Genomic DNA, 18971 nt, shown 5'->3' with positions numbered 1-18971 from the left:
AGGAGACTCACATAATGGAGTTTTTAAAAATTGAAAATCTATGCAAGCTCTACGGCAAGGCCGAAAATCAAGTTACTGCGCTAGACCATGTTTCGCTTACCATCGAAAAGGGGGAGTTTACCGCAATCATCGGCTCCTCCGGCTCCGGCAAATCCACATTGCTTCACATCATCGGCGGCGTGGACGTGCCGACAAGCGGAAAGGTGTATTTGGAGGAGCAGGATGTATATGCCCAAAGCAATGAAAAACTCGCCATTTTCCGCAGGCGGCAGGTTGGGCTGATCTACCAGTTTCACAACCTCATTCCCACTCTGAATGTGGTGGAAAACATCACCTTGCCTATCCTGATGGACAAGCGCAAGGTCAACGAGGAACGGCTGAATGACCTGCTCGAAATGCTTGGGCTGCAAGACCGCAAAACGCATTTACCCAACCAGCTTTCCGGCGGTCAGCAACAACGTGTTTCCATAGGACGCGCTTTGATGAACGCCCCGGCGGTCATGCTTGCCGACGAACCTACGGGCAGTTTGGACAGCCGGAATGGGCATGAAATCATCAAGCTGCTGAAAGAAAGCAATAAAAAATATGGGCAGACCCTGCTCCTCGTCACCCATGACGAAAATATCGCTCTGCAGGCAGACCGCATTATCGGCATATCAGACGGCAAAGTGGTGCGGGACGAGAGGGTGCGGCCATGAACATTTTTAACAAAGTCACCCTCCAAAGCATGAAAAAAAGCCGTACCCGAACGATTGTCACGATTATCGGAGTTGTTCTGTCCGCCGCCATGATCACGGGCGTAGCCACCTTTGGGGTTTCCCTGCTGAACTATCTGGCAAACGGCGCGGCCCAGAAATACGGCGGTTGGCACGTCGAGTTTTTGAACGTTGATTCCTCTTTCGCACAGGAACGAACTCTCGACAAGGGAGTTGCAAACACCGCAACATTTGAAAATATCGGCTACGCAAAACTTGACGGAGGAAAAAACCCCAAAAAGCCGTATCTTTTTATGGCCGGATTTAGCAAGAAAGCCTTTGATACCTTGCCCATCAGCCTGATGTCCGGCAGGCTGCCTGAAAACAGCGGGGAGATTCTTGTTCCGATGAGCGCCGAAGTAAACAGCGGCGTTAAATTCGCGGAGGGTGACACGCTTTCACTTGCTGTCGGAAACCGCATGAATGGCAACAAGAATCTCGGTCAACACGACCCTTACATTTCCGGGAAAGAAACTCTTATGCCAAAAGCCAAGAGAACCTACAATGTTGTCGGTATCTACTATTTACCCGGTATTGAGGAACCTTCCGCGCCGGGATATACATTGATAACGAAAGCAGATGCCGGGGACACAGCGGACAGCTTAAACCTATTTGTCACACTTAAAAACCCGCGTGGTGTTCACGCTTACGCAAGCAGCACAGCCGGAACCGGGACTTACGTCTTTAACGATAATGTGCTGCGCTTCATGGGTCTGTCGGACGATAATATATTCAACACGCTTCTGTACTCGGTTGGCGGCATTTTGGTTGCCTTGATCATGATAGGCTCGATTTTTCTGATTTATAATTCGTTCAACATATCGCTGAACGAGCGAACACACCAGTTCGGGATTCTCTCGTCGGTGGGGGCCACAGCGAGGCAGCTGCGAAATTCGGTGCTGTTTGAGGGACTTTGCATTGGTGCGGTCGGCATACCGATTGGAGTTATTGCCGGCATAGGCAGTATCAGGCTTGTGATTTCCGTTGTCGCCAGGAATTTCGGGGACATTATGTACAGCAACGTACCTTTAACCTTGACAGTGTCCATCCCCGTAATTGTCGTTGCGGCGGCGGTTAGCATGGTTACCATTCTGATTTCGGCCTATATTCCCGCTCGAAAGGCCGCAAGCACTCCCGTTATGGAGAGTATCCGCCAGACAAACGAGGTCAAAGTTGAATCCAAAGCTGTGAAAACGTCAAAACTGGCGCAGCGTATTTACGGTTTGGAGGGAACCCTTGCGCTAAAGAATTTTAAAAGAAACAAGAAACGTTATCGCAGCATTGTGCTATCACTTGTTTTAAGCGTAGTGCTGTTTATATCGACCAGTGCTTTTGTAACGGATTTGAAACAGGCGTCGGAGCGGGCAGTAGTGTTTACTACCTATGACATCGGTGTTGCCACACAGGACATGGACGATAGCGAAATGTTGCCGCTTTACGACAAACTAAAAACCACAGGCGGTGTTTACGAAGGCTCGTATCAAGCGCTTATGAAATATTCATGTGCTGCCAAAGCAAGCGATCTTTCAGACGATTACTGGAAATACGCGGGTTCACATTCGCCGGACGAAAAGGTTAATCTGCCAATGGAGCTCCAGTTTCTTGATGACAGCACCTATCTGAATATGATCAAAGGCTTGGGCTTGCCCGCAGAGGAATATACCGGGCAAAATGCAAAAATAATCGCTGTTGCCAAAGTGACAAGCCACATGAAAGCCAATCGGGAGCATGAGCTTGACGAGTTTATTGATATATTCAAGAGTTCTTCCATGAATTTTACCATCGCTCCCGAAACAAATGGCAAGCCAAAGATGGAACAGGGACGAAACGTAAGCATTAAGTTTGTCAATACCGTGCCGCCTGATACACTCCCGATCTTAGAAAAGTCCGGGTCGAATAATCCGTTCATTTTTAGGGTGATGGCCCCCTATTCGCTCAAAGAGAAGTTTGAAACCCCTGATACCCATGTGGCTATTAAGGGCATGACCTTTCGGTCAAAGACTCCCATACAATCGGCGGCTAAAATGGAAGCGATGATTAAGGGTGCGGGAGTTAAATCCAATTATACCCTGTATAATTTTTCTAAAGTGCTTGATGAGAACCGCAATATGATATTCATTGCCAACGTGTTCGCTTATACTTTTATCATTATGATTTCGCTGATTGCGGTTGCCAATGTGTTCAATACGATTTCCACGAATATCAAGCTGCGCCGGCGGGAGCTTGCCATGCTCCGCTCGGTGGGGATGTCTGAACGCGATTTCCAAAAGATGATGAATTTCGAGTGTGCCTTTTATGGCATGAGGGCGCTAATCTTCGGGCTTCCCATAGCGGCAATCTCTTCTTGGCTGATTTACAAAGGGATGGTCGCCGGGGGAGCGGACAATATCGATTTTGTGTTCCCGTGGGGCAGTATCGGAATAAGCGTGTTCAGCGTGTTCCTTGTGGTGTTCATTACAATGCTGTATGCCATTAGCAAGATTAAAAGAGAAAATATTATTGACGCGCTTCGGGATGATATGACTTGATTCAAAACCGGTAATAAAAAAATCTCTAATTTCTTCGCTAATCAAAGAAATAGAGATTTTTTTCTTCAATTTTCCTGTTTATAAAGACGGTGGAGATGACAATTTCTACAACTGTTAAGCTCCTTCAACCATATCCCGTTTGCGATATCCAATATAGCCAAACACCATCAAGGCCATACTAATCACTGTCATCGTAATAAAGGTTGCTCCATCAAACTTATCGATTGGCATCCGTGGAACCCAACTTTGAATAGCTGTTTTTGAAAACCATTCCGGCAAATCTAAAATTCCGCCAAAGTAGTTTAAAGCAAAAGAATAGCCAAGATAAGCATAAATAGCTTTACCTAGTTTTGGTGCCCAGCCTAAAGCCAAAGCTGCAAGCCCGGTAAAGAACAACACAGAAGGCAGGAAGTTATAGCCTGCGGCGATGAAGTCTCCCATATTCATAGATGAGCCGTCACCCATTGCAGAGATTGCTGTACCGCCAAGCCCGCCTGAAGCCAGCAGAACTCCAACGACTCCAGCAGCAATTGCCAAAATGACACTCGTCCAATAGAGCTGGGTTCGAGTCACTTTTGTAGAATACAGCTGGCTCAAATGCAGGCGCAATTCTTCCGAAAAAAGTTTATTAACGATAGCAATGGGTAAGATGGAAACCAAGCCAATCATAACCATCATGATGGTCCCCGTGAACGATTCTTCGATTGAAACCCCTGCTATCGTAAACATTTGACTCATCATTTCATTGCTTCCAAGGAAGGTCTGCATATCTCCATAAATCGAACCATAGGCTGCTCCCATGATTACAAAAGCAATCAACCAGCTAATCATTATGCCTTTGTTAAGCTTGATAAACAAGCCAGGTACGGACAACAATGATTGTTTCGCTGCCTCACGCCCTTCTCTTTCTGGTAAATAACCAGCCCCCATATCTCGACCGCCCTCAAGGGCAAAAGCAATGATCACTACAATCACACTAAAGACTACGGCCAAAATCAGGGGAACCCAATTGTTTTCAGTAAATGGATAAGTCAGATAGGTCCAACCCATAGGATTGATCATTGAGAAATCAACATTCGATACATCCGTACCAGCACGAACAATGTAGAGTAAACCTACAATTCCCAGCGATGAACCAGTTGCACCGGATGAAGTTGGCATAATTTGCGCCATAACTAACGCAATCACCGCTCCCAAAATACCAGCTATCCCGATTGATGCGCCAAACAAGAATGATCCTTCGGCCGAAATCGTATCTACACCAAAGCTAGTCATAACCCCGCCTATAAAAAGCGCCATTAAAATATTGATAAGCACTACTTCGGCAATCACAGCAAACGAATTGGCTTGACGGCCTACTTGAAAGGAGCGCACCAGTTCAGTAAGACCATGCTCTTCTTCTTTACGGGTATGGCTCACAACATGCAAAGCAGCTATAATCATCGCAAACAAACCACAGAATAACAACATTTCGTGCGCATACATTGCACCCAAAGTATAATCAGCTGCGGTGTCAACCGGTGTCGGCCCGACCATTGAGATCATTGCGGGATTTTGCAAGGTCTCATACATCCCCAGCAAACCTTGCCCCTTGCCGATTTCTTCAAAAGCTGGAACATAACCGGCTGAAAATAAACCCAGACCTAAAATCCAAATAATTATTTTTTTCCAATCACGTTTCAGATACTGCACAAATAGTACATTCCAACGTGCAAATTTTTCTTTCATCGCATTTTCCTCCGTTCCAACTCTTAGACTTCATAATGCCGCATGAATAAGTCTTCAAGCGTTGGCGGTACAGATTCAAACTTCTTAACACCCAATTTTGCCGCTTCGGTCAAAATATCATTGATATATTCATTATCCGCAGAGAATGTCGCTTGATTGTCCTTTTGTTTGAAATCATGGACACCGTTAACAGATGCCATCTTAACCACATCGCCTTCAGTTACCAAAGTAACAGTAGAACGAGTTAAGTGGCGCAATTCATCCAATGTCCCGGTTTCAACGACTTTTCCTTGACGAATGATAGCCACCTTATCTGCTAAACGTTCCACTTCACTCAAAATATGAGAAGATAGTAAGATCGCTTTCCCTGCATGCTTAATTTTTTCAACTTCATCTTGGAAGACAGCTTCCATCAATGGGTCAAGACCAGAAGTCGGTTCATCGAAAATATACAAATCGGAGTCAACGGACAAAGCCGCAATCAAGCCGACCTTTTGCCGATTTCCTTTTGAATAGCCTTTCGCCTTCTTCTTAGGGTCGAGTTCAAAACGTTTAATCAAATAGTCACGTTTATTCTTGTCTCCGCCGCCATGTAATTTAATAAATAGATCAATAATTTCGCCGCCTGTTAAGCTGCCCCAAAGAGCCACATCCCCTGGAACATAAGAAATTCGCTTATGAATCTCAAGGCTATCCTTCCATACATCCTTGCCAAAGATCCTCACGTCCCCGGCATCACGATTGATAATTCCCAGCAAAGTACGAATCGTTGTTGACTTACCCGCGCCATTTGGCCCAATAAAGCCCACAACTTCCCCAGCATTTACTGTGAATGTCACATCATGCAGCGCTTTAAATTTCCCGAACTTTTTTTGCAAGCCTTGCACTTTCACAATTTTATCCATAGCACTAAAACTCCTTCTAAACAGTTTTAGTAACTTGCTTTCCAGTTTAAAGCAAAGCTCAATCTCAGAGAGATATGAACTGTAAATAGAATTATAATTCATATCCTCTAATTATTCACTTTGTTTTAAACCAAAGTTCATTTACATATTCAGTTATATATCTTTTTCTTGGCCTAGTCAATTAAAAAAACGTTAGTTTAGAACTATTCATCGCTTGATAACTCATAACTATAGCTATATAATAAATAGGAAGAGAAATTATGAACTAAACTCCCCCGAAATTATTTTTTTAGTCATTTTAGATAGAAAGCAGGAATGAGGAATGAATGGTTTTGAAAAGCGGACACAGGCGAAGAAAAATCAAGTTTTAGAAGCAACTTTTAATTTGATGAATACCGATGCTGGCATAGAAAATTTAACAATGGATGAGATTGCTGAAAATTCCAACGTTGGAAAAACAACGATTTTTAAATATTTCGGGAGTAAAGAAAATCTTATCCATGAGGTTTTTAAGTATTTTTTGAATAAAATGGGGGAAACCGCCCGGGGAATCATGGCCGAAAATAAACCTTTCGAAGAAACCCTCATTGCCATGAGTCAGAACAAAATCCATTATCTAGACAAAATCAACAAAAAGTTTTATTTAGATTTGATGGATCTTTTCACCAAGAAGGGTGATGATGGCTTATCTTTGATGATGCAGCAATACTCCAAGGAAAGCTTTAGTATTATGCTGGATTTATTCCATCGCGGTCGTAAAGAAGGCAAGGTTGATCTAAAATATTCAGATGAATTTCTTTTGCTTTATTTCCAAGCGATTGTAGAAGGCATCTCCAGCCCACAAATCTACGAAAAGATTATTCCTTATACCGCCCAATGGACAGAATTGATGATAAAAGGTATTGCGCCAAGTTCGCAGTCTGAGTCCGCCCATAAATAAGACAAACCGCCAATCCAGTGATGTCACAGTGTATTGGCGGTCAGTTATATCCTTTATAAATCTACATCAATCTTTACTCCAGCCTTACATCTGTGAAGCCGAACCGCCCTTAAAAGCGGCTATTGTACCGGAGAGTCGTGTTAGCGCACAGCTCTCTATGCATTGTACGTCTTACCAGTTACTGGCGCTTATTTAGCTTTTTCACATCAAATTCACATCAACTGGTAATTACGTCCACTGTATCATTAACTTTCACCTTCTTGTATCAGCGAACAAACCCTTGATAAATAAGGGGATATCACCCTGTACTACTTCAGCTCCAGTACCGCCACCGACTCCACATGCCTTGAGTGTACCAAAATGATGACACTAAGGCCTGGTCGCCCCTTGGCCCTCCTGATCCATTTGCCCCAAGGCAGTCTTGGTGTTTCTGACTTTCTGACAATCCTGTCAAACATAAAACCAGTAAAATAATTTATTGCTCAACTACCCCAAAATCATCCACATAAACATATGCTGTACCGGGATTCTTGTAAGCATACACTGTTGCCCTGGTAGCGCCTGCTCCGGTTGTAAAAGGAATGTTTACCATCGTCCAGGATGTACTGTCAGATGTTGCAGATGCATCCTTTCCTTTAAAGCCGTTAACGCCAATCTGAATCTGCTCTCCTGTGTCTGCCTTAACCCAGGCGGTACACATATAGCTGGTATTAGGGCTTAGCCCCGTAAGTACCTGCTCGATACCATCTTTTCCGGGTCCCAATCTAACACTCTTAGAGCCGCTTCTTGGTTCCGATACACTTGCAGCCGTATCTGAATATGTTTCTGCCCATGGTGAGATTATCCCTTTCTCGAAATCAGATTGCCTTACGTTATTAACATAAAGTAAGCTGACACTCTCGAAAACCGGGTCCGGAGGAGAAGAAAAGTTATGCCCGGCAGTCCAGTCAGTTCCACCGGACTCATATGCTCCAATATCCGGTGCCGCACCAACATAATCATCCGTGATTCCAGATATTACAACCCCTGCATTAATAGCTGGAGAAGTAGACTGCAACCTGAAATTATATGCTGTGGGATTCACAAATAACGGATTGGTTTCTGAGGTAATATTATTTCCCTCTATATGAGTACCAGGCAGTGTAAAGGCTGTAGTAAAGATATTGTTGAAAATTCTGTCGCCGTACATATCTGACTGAAAATCACTTCCCCAGTATCCTACATTTCCGTTACTGTAGGTGGTATTGTTATACATCAGGTTAAAATTACTGGGTGTATTCAATCTTATCCCTGTATAGTTTCCCCATACAACATTATGATGCACAATATAGCCCTTACTACCGTTATCCAGATAGATCCCAGTGGCGGAATAATTCTTTGCCTGATTATCATGGATGTAATTATGATGAATTACCGTCCCTTGCCCATCCCAGGCAAACTCATAGAGTATTCCGCAGTCTTTTGTCAGCTTTCCTGCATTGTACAGATTATTATATTGTATCCGGCTGTTTTGGGTAGGCATAAATATCAGATGACGCCCAGCGTTATATACCGTATTATGACTGATTAGATGGTTTGCCCCCAATAGATAGATTGCCGGAATATCCGCTGCTGAATAGTTTGCTTCATGAATAAGATTATTAATTACCTTATTTCCTGTTCCCTCTATACTCACCAGATTACCGGAACTGTAGGTTAAAGTACTGTCTCTAAGCTCATTATTGGTACCGGACATAAATATCCCTGTATTGTATTGTCTGGTAACATCCGAATCATGGCTGACATATTCCGCAATCATATTAGAAACTTTACAGTAATTAGAATTAGACATTTTAATGCTGGAGGCAAAGATATTAATTCCGGTAATATTGATGTAAGAGCGGGAACTTAAATCAAAAGCATAAGGCCGCTTCTTTGCTTCTACTGTCAAAGTATTCGGATCAGCTCCACCAGGGGCCCATAAATAAAGTCTGCCAGTAATGCTGTCATAATACCATTCTCCCGCACTGTCAAGATCTTCAAGATTACCAGTAATATAATAGCTGTTACCTCCTGTCGCTGCAGCAGCCATTTGATCAAAGGTAATGGAGCCGCCACTTGAGCCGGTAATGGTACTTTTATAAGATTTGTAGCCTGTTCCCGGAACACTCCAAACCGTTTTGCCGACCCAGTATCCAGGTGCCTGATTTAAATCCCCATCCTTGATGGTTGTAGTGGAACCGGAATCAACTGTTGCATATGTTGAATTTAAGGGATCAAGTGTTGGTGAATTGGGCCATCTGGCTTCAAATTGCATTTGCTTATTAACAAATATCTGATCTTTTGTTCCAAAGGAACCCGTCATTTTCGCATAATAGATGGATCCGGAGTATTTTTTCCAGCCAGTAACCGGATCGGCACCGGATACCGTTACGTTCTCTCCTGTATAAGCCTTAAAGTTTATGGGATTTGCAGAAGTTCCGGAAGTATGAAGTGTTACGGTTTCCCGGTATGTACCGCCTCGTATGATGCAGGTATCTCCGGCTGTCAGGGTATCTGCTGCCTTTTGTATGGTTTTCCATGGATTTGATAGTGTACCGGTTCCAGTGATGTCATTCCCCATTGTAGAAACATAATATACGGAATTTGCCTTTACCGTTTCCACACCCAGATTAAAACTAAATACATAAATCATCATAATTACAACTAAAAACCTAATGCCTGTTCTCTTAATCATAGCTTACCTCCTGTAATTAATTTATTTTTAGATACGGCTTCTACGCCTGGGCCTAAGTTCATTGCTAGGTATGTTCTAATATAGGGAATTTATGTATATAAGCCCTAATTATTTAATCGACTTATACCGACTTAAAGTTTATGATTCTTTCGGTGAAGCTTCTCCGATACTGAACCAATCCAGTTATTTAAAAAGGAAATGGGAGAAAACGTCAAGAATTACATCCTTAGAATTAAAAGCTTGACAGAAACCCAGGTCTTTAAAGCCCTTGGGTTTCTTTTGTATTTCAAGACATCATGCAAACGGGATCACGAACGGATTGGCAATATCTGTTTCTTATAATGCGGCTTTTGGGTAATACATAGAGTTGCGTCCGTCTACATATCAAATGATTACAGAACAGGAGAACCAGAATGGAGAACCAGAACCGGGATACCTACCGCTTCCAAGTCAACTTAAGCGGTATGATCAACATTTTGTCTAACCATTTGTATAGCAGCCCGAAGGTATTCTTAAGGGAGCTGCTGCAGAATGGCATAGACGCGATTACTGCACGGCAGGCTTATTCCCCTGACGGATACGAAGGCAAGATTCATATCGAGGTAAGCGGAACCTCAACCGGAGCGACCTTATTGGTAGAAGATAACGGAATCGGGTTAAACGAAGCAGAGATTCATGAGTTCCTGGCGATGATCGGACAATCCTCCAAGCGGGGTGAAGACTTTCTCTCCACCAACACCTCTTTTATCGGGCGGTTTGGCATCGGGCTCTTGTCCTGCTTCATGGTGAGTGATGATATCGTCATGGTCACCCAATCCGCCAAGGGCGGACCTGCACTGGAATGGCGCGGGAAGCCGGACGGCACCTATACGATCCGCAAGCTCGAAGGGCAATATGCTCCGGGCACCAAGGTTTTTTTGCGTTGCAAAGAAGGCTCCGAAGCTTACTTCGAGGAAGGCAATCTGCAAGAATGGCTGTTCCATTACGGCGCTCTGCTGCCTTATCCTATCCAGCTGGTGTCAGACCATACCACCCGCCTGATTAATTCGCAGTCCCCGCCGTGGGTCAAAGACCCGCAGCTGGCCCGGAAGCATCAAGGCGAGGTGCTGGCCTTTGGCAAGCAGGTGCTTGGAGAGACGTTCCGCGATTTCATTCCCCTGCACACCACCTCGGGCCGGACGGGAGGCATCGCCTTCATTCTGCCGCAGGCGGTGAACCTCAACGCCAAACGCAATCACCGGGTGTACTTGAAGCACATGCTGGTCTCTGAAGCTGCCAGCAATATCCTGCCGGACTGGGCGTTCTTCGTGAAATGCCTGATCTGGACCGATGAGCTGCAACCGACCGCTTCCCGGGAGCATTTCTATGAGAATGCCCAGCTGGAGCAGGTGCGGGAAGAGCTGGGGAACTCCATCCGTCAGGAACTGATGCGGATGGCGGAGTACGACCCGGATCGCCTGCAATCTGTCATTTCGCTGCACGCCTTATCCATGAAGGCCCTCGCGGTGGAAGATTTGTCATTCTATTCGATTATTCATGAGTGGCTGCCGTTTGAGAGCACATTTGGCAGGAAGCCGCTTGGCGAACTGAAGCAGCACCCTCCCCTTTACTTCACTGCGACGCTGGACGAATACCGCCAGATTACCCATGTGGCTTCGGCCCAATCCATGCTGGTGGTGAATGGCGGATTTATTTACGATGCCGAGCTGCTGTCCCAGCTGCCGCTCGTTGACCCGGACGTGGAGACTGAACGGCTGCTGCCGGAGGAGGTATCGCTATCCTTTACCGATATTACACCTCAAGAGCGGTTGGACTACTATGAATCCGTAAGACTCGCAGACAGTGTCCTGCAGAAATTCCGCTGCCAGGTGCAGCTGCGCCGCTTCAAGCCGGAGGAGATTCCTGTACTCTACACGCTGTCCGAGGAGTCCGCCCAGTGGCGCATACTTGAGGCAACGAAGGAAGTGAGCACGGACGCCCTGTCCTCCGTGCTGGGCAGCCTGGGCACTACGCTCAAGGATGCGGCATACGCCACGCTCTACTTCAACCTGAACAACCCGGTCATCGAGCGGGCATTTCATCCGGCGCACCAGAAGATGCTGCCCTCCATTATCGAAATGCTGTACTGCAATGCGCTGATGATGGGACATTATCCGATGAACCGCCAGGAGATCGCTCTCCTGAACAAAGGCATTATTCAATTTATTGATTGGGGATTGACGGCCAGTCACGTCACAGGAGGAGATGAATAGATGAACTTTACCGAGATGAGTTTCGACGACTTGATGGAAGAAGCCTATGGCCTGCCGGGAGGCAAGGCTAAGCTGGAACTGCTGGAGCAGGCGGTACGGGTGGCAGATGCCGCAGGAGATATCGATCAGGGCTATGAGGCCCGCAGCGAAATCGTAGAGCTGGGCAGCTTCCACGGCTATCCGATGAAGGCGCTGGTCGCCTTTTCCTGGCAGCTGGGACAGTATGACAAGAACCCGGGCCGGTTCGATGATTACAGCCTGATGTGGTCGTACAAGTGGGTGCTGGACCGCATCTCCGCTTTTGCAGAAATTAGCCGTGTCCAGATTGAGAACCTGCTGGAGGATATGAAGACCCGCTTTGCGGCTGAAGGCTACAGCAGCCGGACCTATCACTATTACCGGGCGAAGCTTCTCGCCGATTTCGGAGAACTGGATGCTTCTGAAGCCGAGTGGGATATTGTACAGTCCATGGAACGGGATGAGATGAGCGATTGTGAGGCCTGTGAGCAGCACGGTCTGGTCGAATTTCTGGCGAAGCGGAACGAAGACGAGAAGACCGTGAAGGCAGCCGAGCCGATTCTCAAGGGTCGAATGACCTGCGGTGAGGTGCCTCATGTGACGATTACGAAAGTCCTGTTCCCTCTCCTGCGGCTGGGCCGCCAGAGCGAAGCGGATAAGCTGCAGAAGAAAGGCTACAAGCTGGTCAAAGGAAACCGCGACTTTCTGTATCACCAGGGGGAGCACATTGGTTACCTGACCTTGACCGATCCAATCAAGGCGCTGGAGGTCTTTGAAGAGTATATCGCCTCCTCTCTCGATCATGAGAACCCGGTCGATCAGATGATATTCAATGCCTATTCGGCCAAGATGTTCCGCCGGCTGGCGGAAGAATCCATCCGGTTCCAGGTCAAGCTTCCGGCAGGGCACCCGTGTGAGCACCAGTCCGGGGAGGTTGAATCGCTCGCGAAGCATTTCCAGCAATTGGCTCTCGCCACAGCGGAAAAGCTGGATAAGCGAAACGGTAACGCCTACTATACCACACTCCTGCAACAGTTGTAGGCTGTGTTCCGGCAGCCGTCCTTGATTAAGGACAGGCGCGGCAAAGAGCAGCTCCCGTTTTGGGGGCTGCTTTTTGTGTTGAGAAGCGGACACTATGCGTTCCAATCTGCTGCAGACAAACTGCATTCACTGATTCGTTCCCAGGATTTGAGATCTGCTTTGGTCAAAAAGAGTTCTTTCTATCGCTCATACAAGCAAATCTGTACGGAGAGTTTCAAACCCTGCTCGCCAATATCCTCAGCCAAAAACTGAGCTTCGTTAAAGAAAGGACCGGTTTGGATGACAGGAGCTGGCAGTACTTTATACAAGTCCGCACGGCAATGCTTTTGTCCGCTCTGCGCGTTGCGATTACTCAGTTTAACGAAGACAATCCGCCGGATGTACTGGAGACACTGAACAAGCTTTTCGGCAAACAGCCGGCGTTATTCAATTAAGCGGGGATATCCGCGTGCTTTCGATTCGTCTTAGGTTCTCAGTGTCCCGGGCTGGAGATGAACCGAAGAAGCGGGAGTACTCTCGATTGAACTGTGAGGGACTTTGATAGCCTACATGATATGCGGCACTTGCTACTGGATAGCCCTCAAATGCAATGAGGTTCCTAGCCTCCAAAAGCCTTAACTGCTTTTGAAATTGAATAGGACTTAAACCCGTTGCCCTTTTAAACTGACGGTGAAAGGTATTTATAGCCATACCAGATTTTGATGCCATCTCGCCAATGTCTATTGGCTTCATAAAATTACCGCGAAACCATTTTACAATTTCAGAAATTTTGGATAAATTGCTTTCCCGCAGACCAAATTGCCTCAGATACCATCCTTGTGGTCCCATCAGAACGCGATAAAGGATTTCGCGCTCATAAGCTGGTGCAAGAGCTGGAATATCTCTTGATGTTTGCGATAATCGCAATAAGCGCAGCCATGCCTCCATAAATTCAATATCCATTTCACAGGCTGCGAAATGCTCGGAAGCAGTCGGTAATAGATTTTCAGGAAGATCTCTAAATAAACTCTGAAGAACGTTCTGATTCAACTTGAGACCAAGTGACATGTAAGGACGGCCATGACGGTCTGGATGTACACTCGCCGTTGCAGGAACATGCACCGGTAACACGTAATATGATGGCCCTTCCAGGTCAGTGCTACGCTCCCCGATTGAAAGAATCTTTGTTCCTTGAACTGTAAAACCAATCATCGGCTCGTAGAGCGCTGCGAGTTGATGAGCGGGGATGTCTCCCTTAATCATACTTAGCCCCGGTACTCCGGTTTCAATCTGTCGAGTGCCTGCGCCTTTCATCAGATCAATTATTTCATCAAGGACGTTATTCATGCACTTAGTTTATCACACGACTTCTTACCCCTCAACACAGCGTTATATACATAGGCATTTTTGGGCTACTGATATGTCAAATATAAAGGATAATTTGGGTGAATCTAAAAGTAACGTGGTGTTTTTAGGCAATCAAAAGGCATTTTCAGGTCTATTTTATTGCCACAGATGCGACTAAAATTAAAGCCAGATCGAATACAAAACAAGGAGGATCTTATGAAAATTGCGATTGTAACAGGTGGAAGTAATGGCATTGGAAAAGCGACGGCGCTTGAGCTTGGCAAGCGCGGAATTAGCGTTATTCTCACATACAATTCCTATAAGGACCGGGCAGAAGGTGTCGTAAAGGAAATTGAGAAGAATAAAGGCGTTCGGGCATTCGCACTGAAGCTGGATCTGACTCGAAAATCAACATTCGAAGGCTCTATTCTAGAAGTGAAAAAGAGCCTCCAAGACATTTGGAACAGAACAACTTTTGATTACTTAGTTAATAATGGTGGTGTCGGTGGGCCCATGATGTTCACTGAGATTAGCGAAGAATACTTCGACAAGATTCTTAATACGAACTTCAAAGGACCGATTTTTTTAACACAACAACTTGTCGGATTCATGGAGGATGCTGGAGCTATTGTAAATACCTCGAGCTCATCTAAAAACCAATCATTTCCAGGCTACTCCATCTACGGCTCGTTAAAAGCAGCATTCTCAACTTGGACTCGCTACATTGCCAAAGAACTTGCACCTCGCCAAATTCGGGTCAACGCAGTTTCACCCGGTCCTACACACAGCAATTTTGGCGACGGAGTGTTCGATAAACATCCTGAATTCATTAAGCCGCTGGCTGAGCAATCTGTATTTGGCAGAATCGGCCAACCCGAAGATATGGCGAAGGTCATTGTGAGCTTATTGTCCGATGATTTCGGCTGGGTTACAGCCCAGGACATTGAAGTGTCTGGCGGACATTTGCTTTAAGAAAGCTATGTTTCCCATGTAATGTACGATTCGGAAGAACAATTAATGCGTGGACTGCTGTTTAGCCCGGATAAAAAGGGGGGTCCCATCGTCATTATCATAACTTATGGGCCCCCCCTCATTTTGCGGCATTCTCGGGATCGCCTATCCATTGCGAACCATCAAAATGACCGACTCCACATGTGTTGAGTAAGCAGAGTCAACACATTTAATAACAATTAACGGGGATGCCTAAACCCAGTGGCACTGCAACGCCTTGAACCCCGGCAGGTTCACCCGCCAGGCAAGGTTGTAGCTTATTCCAATTTTGGAGTGGCACTGGCCGGCTATATTGTAGAACTTCAGAGCGGCGAGCCCTTCTATACCTATGTGGAAAGGCATATCTTTGAAGTCTCCTCACCCCAGTATATCTGGCCATCGAAATGTATCTCATTGAATGAAAGATAGAATTTCCTCAAAAAAGAACTCCCACTAACACACCAATGTTTTATTAACAAACCCGTTATAAGGTTGTTCCACAAAATAACATTTTGAGTTAGAATTGCACCCAAAACGGAATTAGTTTTCAACTATTTTCCTAATTTCAGCAAAATCAATCTCTGCCCATCCTTTATTATCGGCTTTGGAAAGTAAATCAGGTTAGCTGAATGAAGAGGCATATCATTTGATATACCTCTTTATCCATCTTATTACAATCAAATCAAACAGTTTCCATTCTATTTGAACTGGAACCAAGTTAAATTTGCAACTGTGGTTGAATCTGACTTAACAAAAATAACATATACAGTATGGGTTCCTACAGCTGTCCCGGCATTAAGCGGGATATTCTTGACTGACCATGTCTGCCATCCGCCTGTGCTTTCTGCCGTCCAATAACCCAGCATAGTGCCTGTAGGACTGTCCAAGTGGAATTCTATCCTTCCGCCGGAATTAGCGGATGCAACCTTCAAATCAATACTTGTTTTAGCTGTACTACCAAAGTCTACATTTTTAAATGCTATATAGTCGCCATTACTCCCTCCACCCACATCCAGCCCGCCATCAGTGCTTGCCTCATAGGAAATAACACCTGAACTAAGGTTATAGCCTTCCGCTTCAAATTTCAATGTGTTGAATTTTGGAGCTGCAGCATAGCTGTTAGTATCTGTTATTTTCAATTCTGCCAATGTAGTTGCCGCAACTCCACCGACGCGAACATTGTTTAATGTAACTCCAGAGACAGTAGATGTGTCACTCCAACCCTTCATTACTGAAATTTCACCTAAAGCGCGTAAATTGATATTATTATAGACCACATTTTTTATCGGACCGCTTTTTGCAGAAAGATCAAACCATCTGGAGTGAACACCGGATCTTGGCCAGAAGCCTTCTACATCTATATTGTCAAATATGATGTTTTGTGCTGCTGGAGTCCCATAAAGATGACCTACCGCTAAAGCGCGCCAGCATCTGTATACATAAGAGTTTTTAACAACTATGCCATCCTGAAGCTGTTTAACTCCATCTCCGACCTTGAATGCTCCACATCTGCTCCAAGCCAAAGCATCATCCACAACTACATTTGACTGGTTTTCAGGACTTCCAGGCCAGTTTGCAGCTATATCCGTAGTTGCTACATCCCATGTCTTAAATGAGTATGTGTCATCCTCCGATACTGCTACAGTGTGCTTTATTAGTACATTCTGGCTCTCTTGAATGTCTATTGCATCATTTTCATAATCAAGTTCATTATTGTTGAAGTGCTTTGTATTCTGGAATGTTACGTTATTAGATCTTGTAACTATTGTAGCCCAGCCACCGCTGTCTCTTATGGTTATGCCGTCAACCGTGAAGTTGCTGCACTGCAAGGGTACAAGAATATTGTTCAAATAATTGTTTGTCTGTCTCATATAATGGCCATTGCCGTCAATAGTCCCCCTGCCGTATATCTTAATATTATTTGCATTTGTTTCGGTATAAATAAACCATGTTCCATCCTTACCCAGAGAATTCTTATGAAAATGGGTAGTGTAATCGCTTGGATTTCCTGAACCCCTTATAACAGAACCACCCTCCAGATAAACCGAAACATTGCTTTTTAAAACAAGGTTTCCGCACTTATAAACTCCGGCTGGAACGTATACTATACCGCCACCTGCTGCGTTAGCCGCATTTATGGCGTTTTGTATTGCAGTTGTAGCCATAGCGGCACCGGTACTGTCGGCACCGTATTGAGTTTTAACATTGTATATACCTGTGCCGGATGAAGCCGGAACATTGGTTTCAAGAGCATCTGCCGCAATAACCAGATCTTTCAGGTTATTGATTTTAACTATAAGATATGTTGGTGATGAAAGTGTAAATGTAAGTGTATTTCCGCTCTTTGTTGCAGTGATTCCCAAAGCTTTGGGAGAAATATTATATGTATTGATTGTCTCGCTTGCAGTTATTGTGATTGTAGTAGTACCTGAAAAAGAGAAATTACAATAATTATAGTTTACAAATACCGCCGAAGTGTCGATTACAGGTATATTTGTAGAGTCTGCTGTTACCGTGTATTGACTGGTCGTGGTATAGCTCGACGGTAATGGATAGCTTACAACTGTAGCCGCGTTTGCTGACAAAGGAACGACAGGTAACAGACTGGCCATACAAATAATTAATAATGCACTTAATAATTTTAACTTTTTCAACATAAATAAACACCTCTTTCATATTTTTTTAGAAAACACTCTGTCATCACTCTTTTCATAAAGTCGATATATTCCTGCTCAGCTTCGGAAGTAGCAGAGTAATACTAACCTTTTCTGCATCAGCAAAGTTTCCTTTTAAAGTACGGTTAGATTGTTTTTGCGCTATTTGTACTTGGAAAACATCGCAGGTGAAGATTTAATAAAGGTTTTGTTGTATGTGTTTCTGTTAACGAAGCATATAAAAATTCATATGCACTACTAACATATGTTGCTTGTGGTGTAATTAATCCATCCGCTGTAATAGATTTTTGTACAGAGTTTGGATTAGTTGTCCATATTAATTCTGGGTCAACATAATCAAGTGACACATCATTATAGATCATCTTATTGTTATAATTGGTATTATCTTCATTAGTCTGTGCAAAGCTGTCATTGGATTAATAGTACCAGTAAAACTTAAACATAAAACTTGACATCAAGATTTGCTTTCTGATGCCTTTGTTTTTCCCCATATGAAGTCTCCATTTGGGATTTCTTCCTTGGGCTGTATATGAAAAAAGCATCAGATCACTATCTGATGCTTTTGAATTTTTCTGTATGAAACTCCCGTTTTGGAGGTCATATCCCTCCAAAGACCCTTTGTCATCTATGAAAATGGCTAAAAAAAGGGCTAAATTTTGCACTTTTTCGCCTCAAATTTAGCCCATTTTTTGCTCCAAAACCACTACATATAGTGGTCAAACCGTCTTATTTGCCCTTTGAGCCACTGTTCGTCATCAATATTATCGTTTCTACATGCACCGTATGCGGGAACATATCCACCGGAGTTACCTCCACTGTCCTGTACCCGCCATCCTCCAGCACCCTCAAATCTCTCGCCAACGTGGATGGATTACACGATACGTACACCACCCGCTCCGGCTTCGCGGCTTCGCTTGCGTCTGTAAACCTATCTGCTTTGGCACCTTCAACATTCCTCCCGGCGCCTCCACCACATGTAGCTTCCTTATCCACTGCAGATGCTCGCCGTGGATTTCCAGGCTGACCAGACGGAAGAACTCCGCCAGGTTAGATTAACCGGCTCGCACGTGATCAGTGAGAACAACCTCTATAGTGAC

Annotated in this window: 13 protein-coding genes and 1 pseudogene; 8 read left to right on the top strand and 6 right to left on the bottom strand. The window is 44.8% G+C overall.

Features of this window, described 5'->3' with window-relative positions; all coding sequences use genetic code 11:
• The first annotated feature begins 14 nt into the window (after positions 1-14).
• Both BLQ82_RS25255 and BLQ82_RS25250 read left to right on the top strand, forming a co-directional pair.
• Entirely contained in the window at positions 15-698 is a 684-nt protein-coding gene (locus tag BLQ82_RS25255) for an ABC transporter ATP-binding protein (RefSeq protein WP_062524203.1), read from the top strand.
• Complete coding sequence (locus BLQ82_RS25250; RefSeq protein WP_062524202.1) at positions 695-3283, top strand: ABC transporter permease; 2589 nt, start codon at positions 695-697, stop codon at positions 3281-3283. The genes BLQ82_RS25255 and BLQ82_RS25250 overlap by 4 nt, the downstream gene beginning before the upstream one ends.
• A 114-nt stretch (positions 3284-3397) precedes the next feature.
• Here the strand turns inward: BLQ82_RS25250 and BLQ82_RS25245 are convergent, their stop codons facing one another.
• Entirely contained in the window at positions 3398-5011 is a 1614-nt protein-coding gene (locus BLQ82_RS25245) for an ABC transporter permease (protein ID WP_062524201.1), read from the bottom strand.
• A 23-nt stretch (positions 5012-5034) separates the two neighbouring features.
• The gene (locus BLQ82_RS25240) at positions 5035-5916 is read right to left on the bottom strand and encodes an ABC transporter ATP-binding protein (protein WP_062524200.1); all 882 of its coding nucleotides are present in this window, start codon (positions 5914-5916) and stop codon (positions 5035-5037) included.
• Between the two features lie 322 nt (positions 5917-6238).
• On the opposite strand from BLQ82_RS25240, the gene BLQ82_RS25235 reads away from it, so the two are divergent.
• Positions 6239-6856: a TetR/AcrR family transcriptional regulator gene (locus tag BLQ82_RS25235; protein WP_062524199.1), complete on the top strand. Its 618-nt coding sequence runs from the start codon at positions 6239-6241 to the stop codon at positions 6854-6856.
• A gap of 475 nt (positions 6857-7331) precedes the next feature.
• On the opposite strand, the gene BLQ82_RS25230 is transcribed toward BLQ82_RS25235, so the two are convergent.
• Positions 7332-9572: a carbohydrate binding domain-containing protein gene (locus tag BLQ82_RS25230; RefSeq protein ID WP_062524198.1), complete on the bottom strand. Its 2241-nt coding sequence runs from the start codon at positions 9570-9572 to the stop codon at positions 7332-7334.
• A gap of 413 nt (positions 9573-9985) precedes the next feature.
• On the opposite strand from BLQ82_RS25230, the gene BLQ82_RS25225 reads away from it, so the two are divergent.
• From BLQ82_RS25225 to BLQ82_RS25215, 3 genes are read left to right on the top strand one after another with little or no spacing between them, the layout of a single operon-like run.
• Complete coding sequence (locus tag BLQ82_RS25225; protein WP_062524197.1) at positions 9986-11824, top strand: HSP90 family protein; 1839 nt, start codon at positions 9986-9988, stop codon at positions 11822-11824.
• On the top strand, positions 11825-12883 hold the full coding sequence (locus tag BLQ82_RS25220; protein ID WP_062524196.1) for a hypothetical protein: 1059 nt from the start codon (positions 11825-11827) through the stop codon (positions 12881-12883).
• 59 nt (positions 12884-12942) lie between these two features.
• Positions 12943-13317, top strand: coding sequence for a hypothetical protein (locus BLQ82_RS25215; protein WP_062524195.1), 375 nt, complete (start codon positions 12943-12945; stop codon positions 13315-13317).
• On the opposite strand, the gene BLQ82_RS25210 is transcribed toward BLQ82_RS25215, so the two are convergent.
• Complete coding sequence (locus tag BLQ82_RS25210) at positions 13310-14209, bottom strand: AraC family transcriptional regulator (protein ID WP_062524194.1); 900 nt, start codon at positions 14207-14209, stop codon at positions 13310-13312. The two genes, BLQ82_RS25215 and BLQ82_RS25210, sit on opposite strands and share 8 nt — an antisense overlap.
• Positions 14210-14425: 216 nt before the next feature.
• On the opposite strand from BLQ82_RS25210, the gene BLQ82_RS25205 reads away from it, so the two are divergent.
• The gene (locus BLQ82_RS25205) at positions 14426-15181 is read left to right on the top strand and encodes an SDR family NAD(P)-dependent oxidoreductase (RefSeq protein WP_062524193.1); all 756 of its coding nucleotides are present in this window, start codon (positions 14426-14428) and stop codon (positions 15179-15181) included.
• Between the two features lie 240 nt (positions 15182-15421).
• The gene (locus BLQ82_RS31610) at positions 15422-15628 is read left to right on the top strand and encodes a serine hydrolase (RefSeq protein ID WP_074648627.1); all 207 of its coding nucleotides are present in this window, start codon (positions 15422-15424) and stop codon (positions 15626-15628) included.
• 269 nt (positions 15629-15897) lie between these two features.
• Here BLQ82_RS31610 and BLQ82_RS25195 read toward each other — a convergent pair whose 3' ends face one another.
• A complete protein-coding gene (locus tag BLQ82_RS25195; RefSeq protein WP_074648625.1) occupies positions 15898-17856 on the bottom strand; it encodes a carbohydrate-binding protein in 1959 nt (652 codons plus the stop codon).
• Positions 17857-18600: 744 nt separating this feature from the next.
• A pseudogene (locus BLQ82_RS25185) lies at positions 18601-18777 on the bottom strand (23S rRNA (uracil(1939)-C(5))-methyltransferase RlmD); the annotation flags it as partial.
• Positions 18778-18971: the final 194 nt, after the last annotated feature.

It is taken from the genome of Paenibacillus jilunlii, from assembly GCF_900102965.1.
GTDB classification, from domain to species: domain Bacteria; phylum Bacillota; class Bacilli; order Paenibacillales; family Paenibacillaceae; genus Paenibacillus_AQ; species Paenibacillus_AQ jilunlii.
Note: the sequence above shows the minus strand (reverse complement) of the source record. Positions and strands in the feature narration are given on the sequence as shown.

Coding starts and splice junctions, on each gene's coding strand:
- BLQ82_RS25255 (WP_062524203.1), top strand. CDS start 15: ATGGAGTTTTTAAAAATTGAAAATCTATGCAAGCTCTACGGCAAGGCC.
- BLQ82_RS25225 (WP_062524197.1), top strand. CDS start 9,986: ATGGAGAACCAGAACCGGGATACCTACCGCTTCCAAGTCAACTTAAGC.
- BLQ82_RS25245 (WP_062524201.1), bottom strand. CDS start 5,011: ATGAAAGAAAAATTTGCACGTTGGAATGTACTATTTGTGCAGTATCTG.
- BLQ82_RS25205 (WP_062524193.1), top strand. CDS start 14,426: ATGAAAATTGCGATTGTAACAGGTGGAAGTAATGGCATTGGAAAAGCG.
- BLQ82_RS25235 (WP_062524199.1), top strand. CDS start 6,239: ATGAATGGTTTTGAAAAGCGGACACAGGCGAAGAAAAATCAAGTTTTA.
- BLQ82_RS25240 (WP_062524200.1), bottom strand. CDS start 5,916: ATGGATAAAATTGTGAAAGTGCAAGGCTTGCAAAAAAAGTTCGGGAAA.
- BLQ82_RS25250 (WP_062524202.1), top strand. CDS start 695: ATGAACATTTTTAACAAAGTCACCCTCCAAAGCATGAAAAAAAGCCGT.
- BLQ82_RS25230 (WP_062524198.1), bottom strand. CDS start 9,572: ATGATTAAGAGAACAGGCATTAGGTTTTTAGTTGTAATTATGATGATT.
- BLQ82_RS25220 (WP_062524196.1), top strand. CDS start 11,825: ATGAACTTTACCGAGATGAGTTTCGACGACTTGATGGAAGAAGCCTAT.
- BLQ82_RS25195 (WP_074648625.1), bottom strand. CDS start 17,856: ATGTTGAAAAAGTTAAAATTATTAAGTGCATTATTAATTATTTGTATG.
- BLQ82_RS25210 (WP_062524194.1), bottom strand. CDS start 14,209: ATGAATAACGTCCTTGATGAAATAATTGATCTGATGAAAGGCGCAGGC.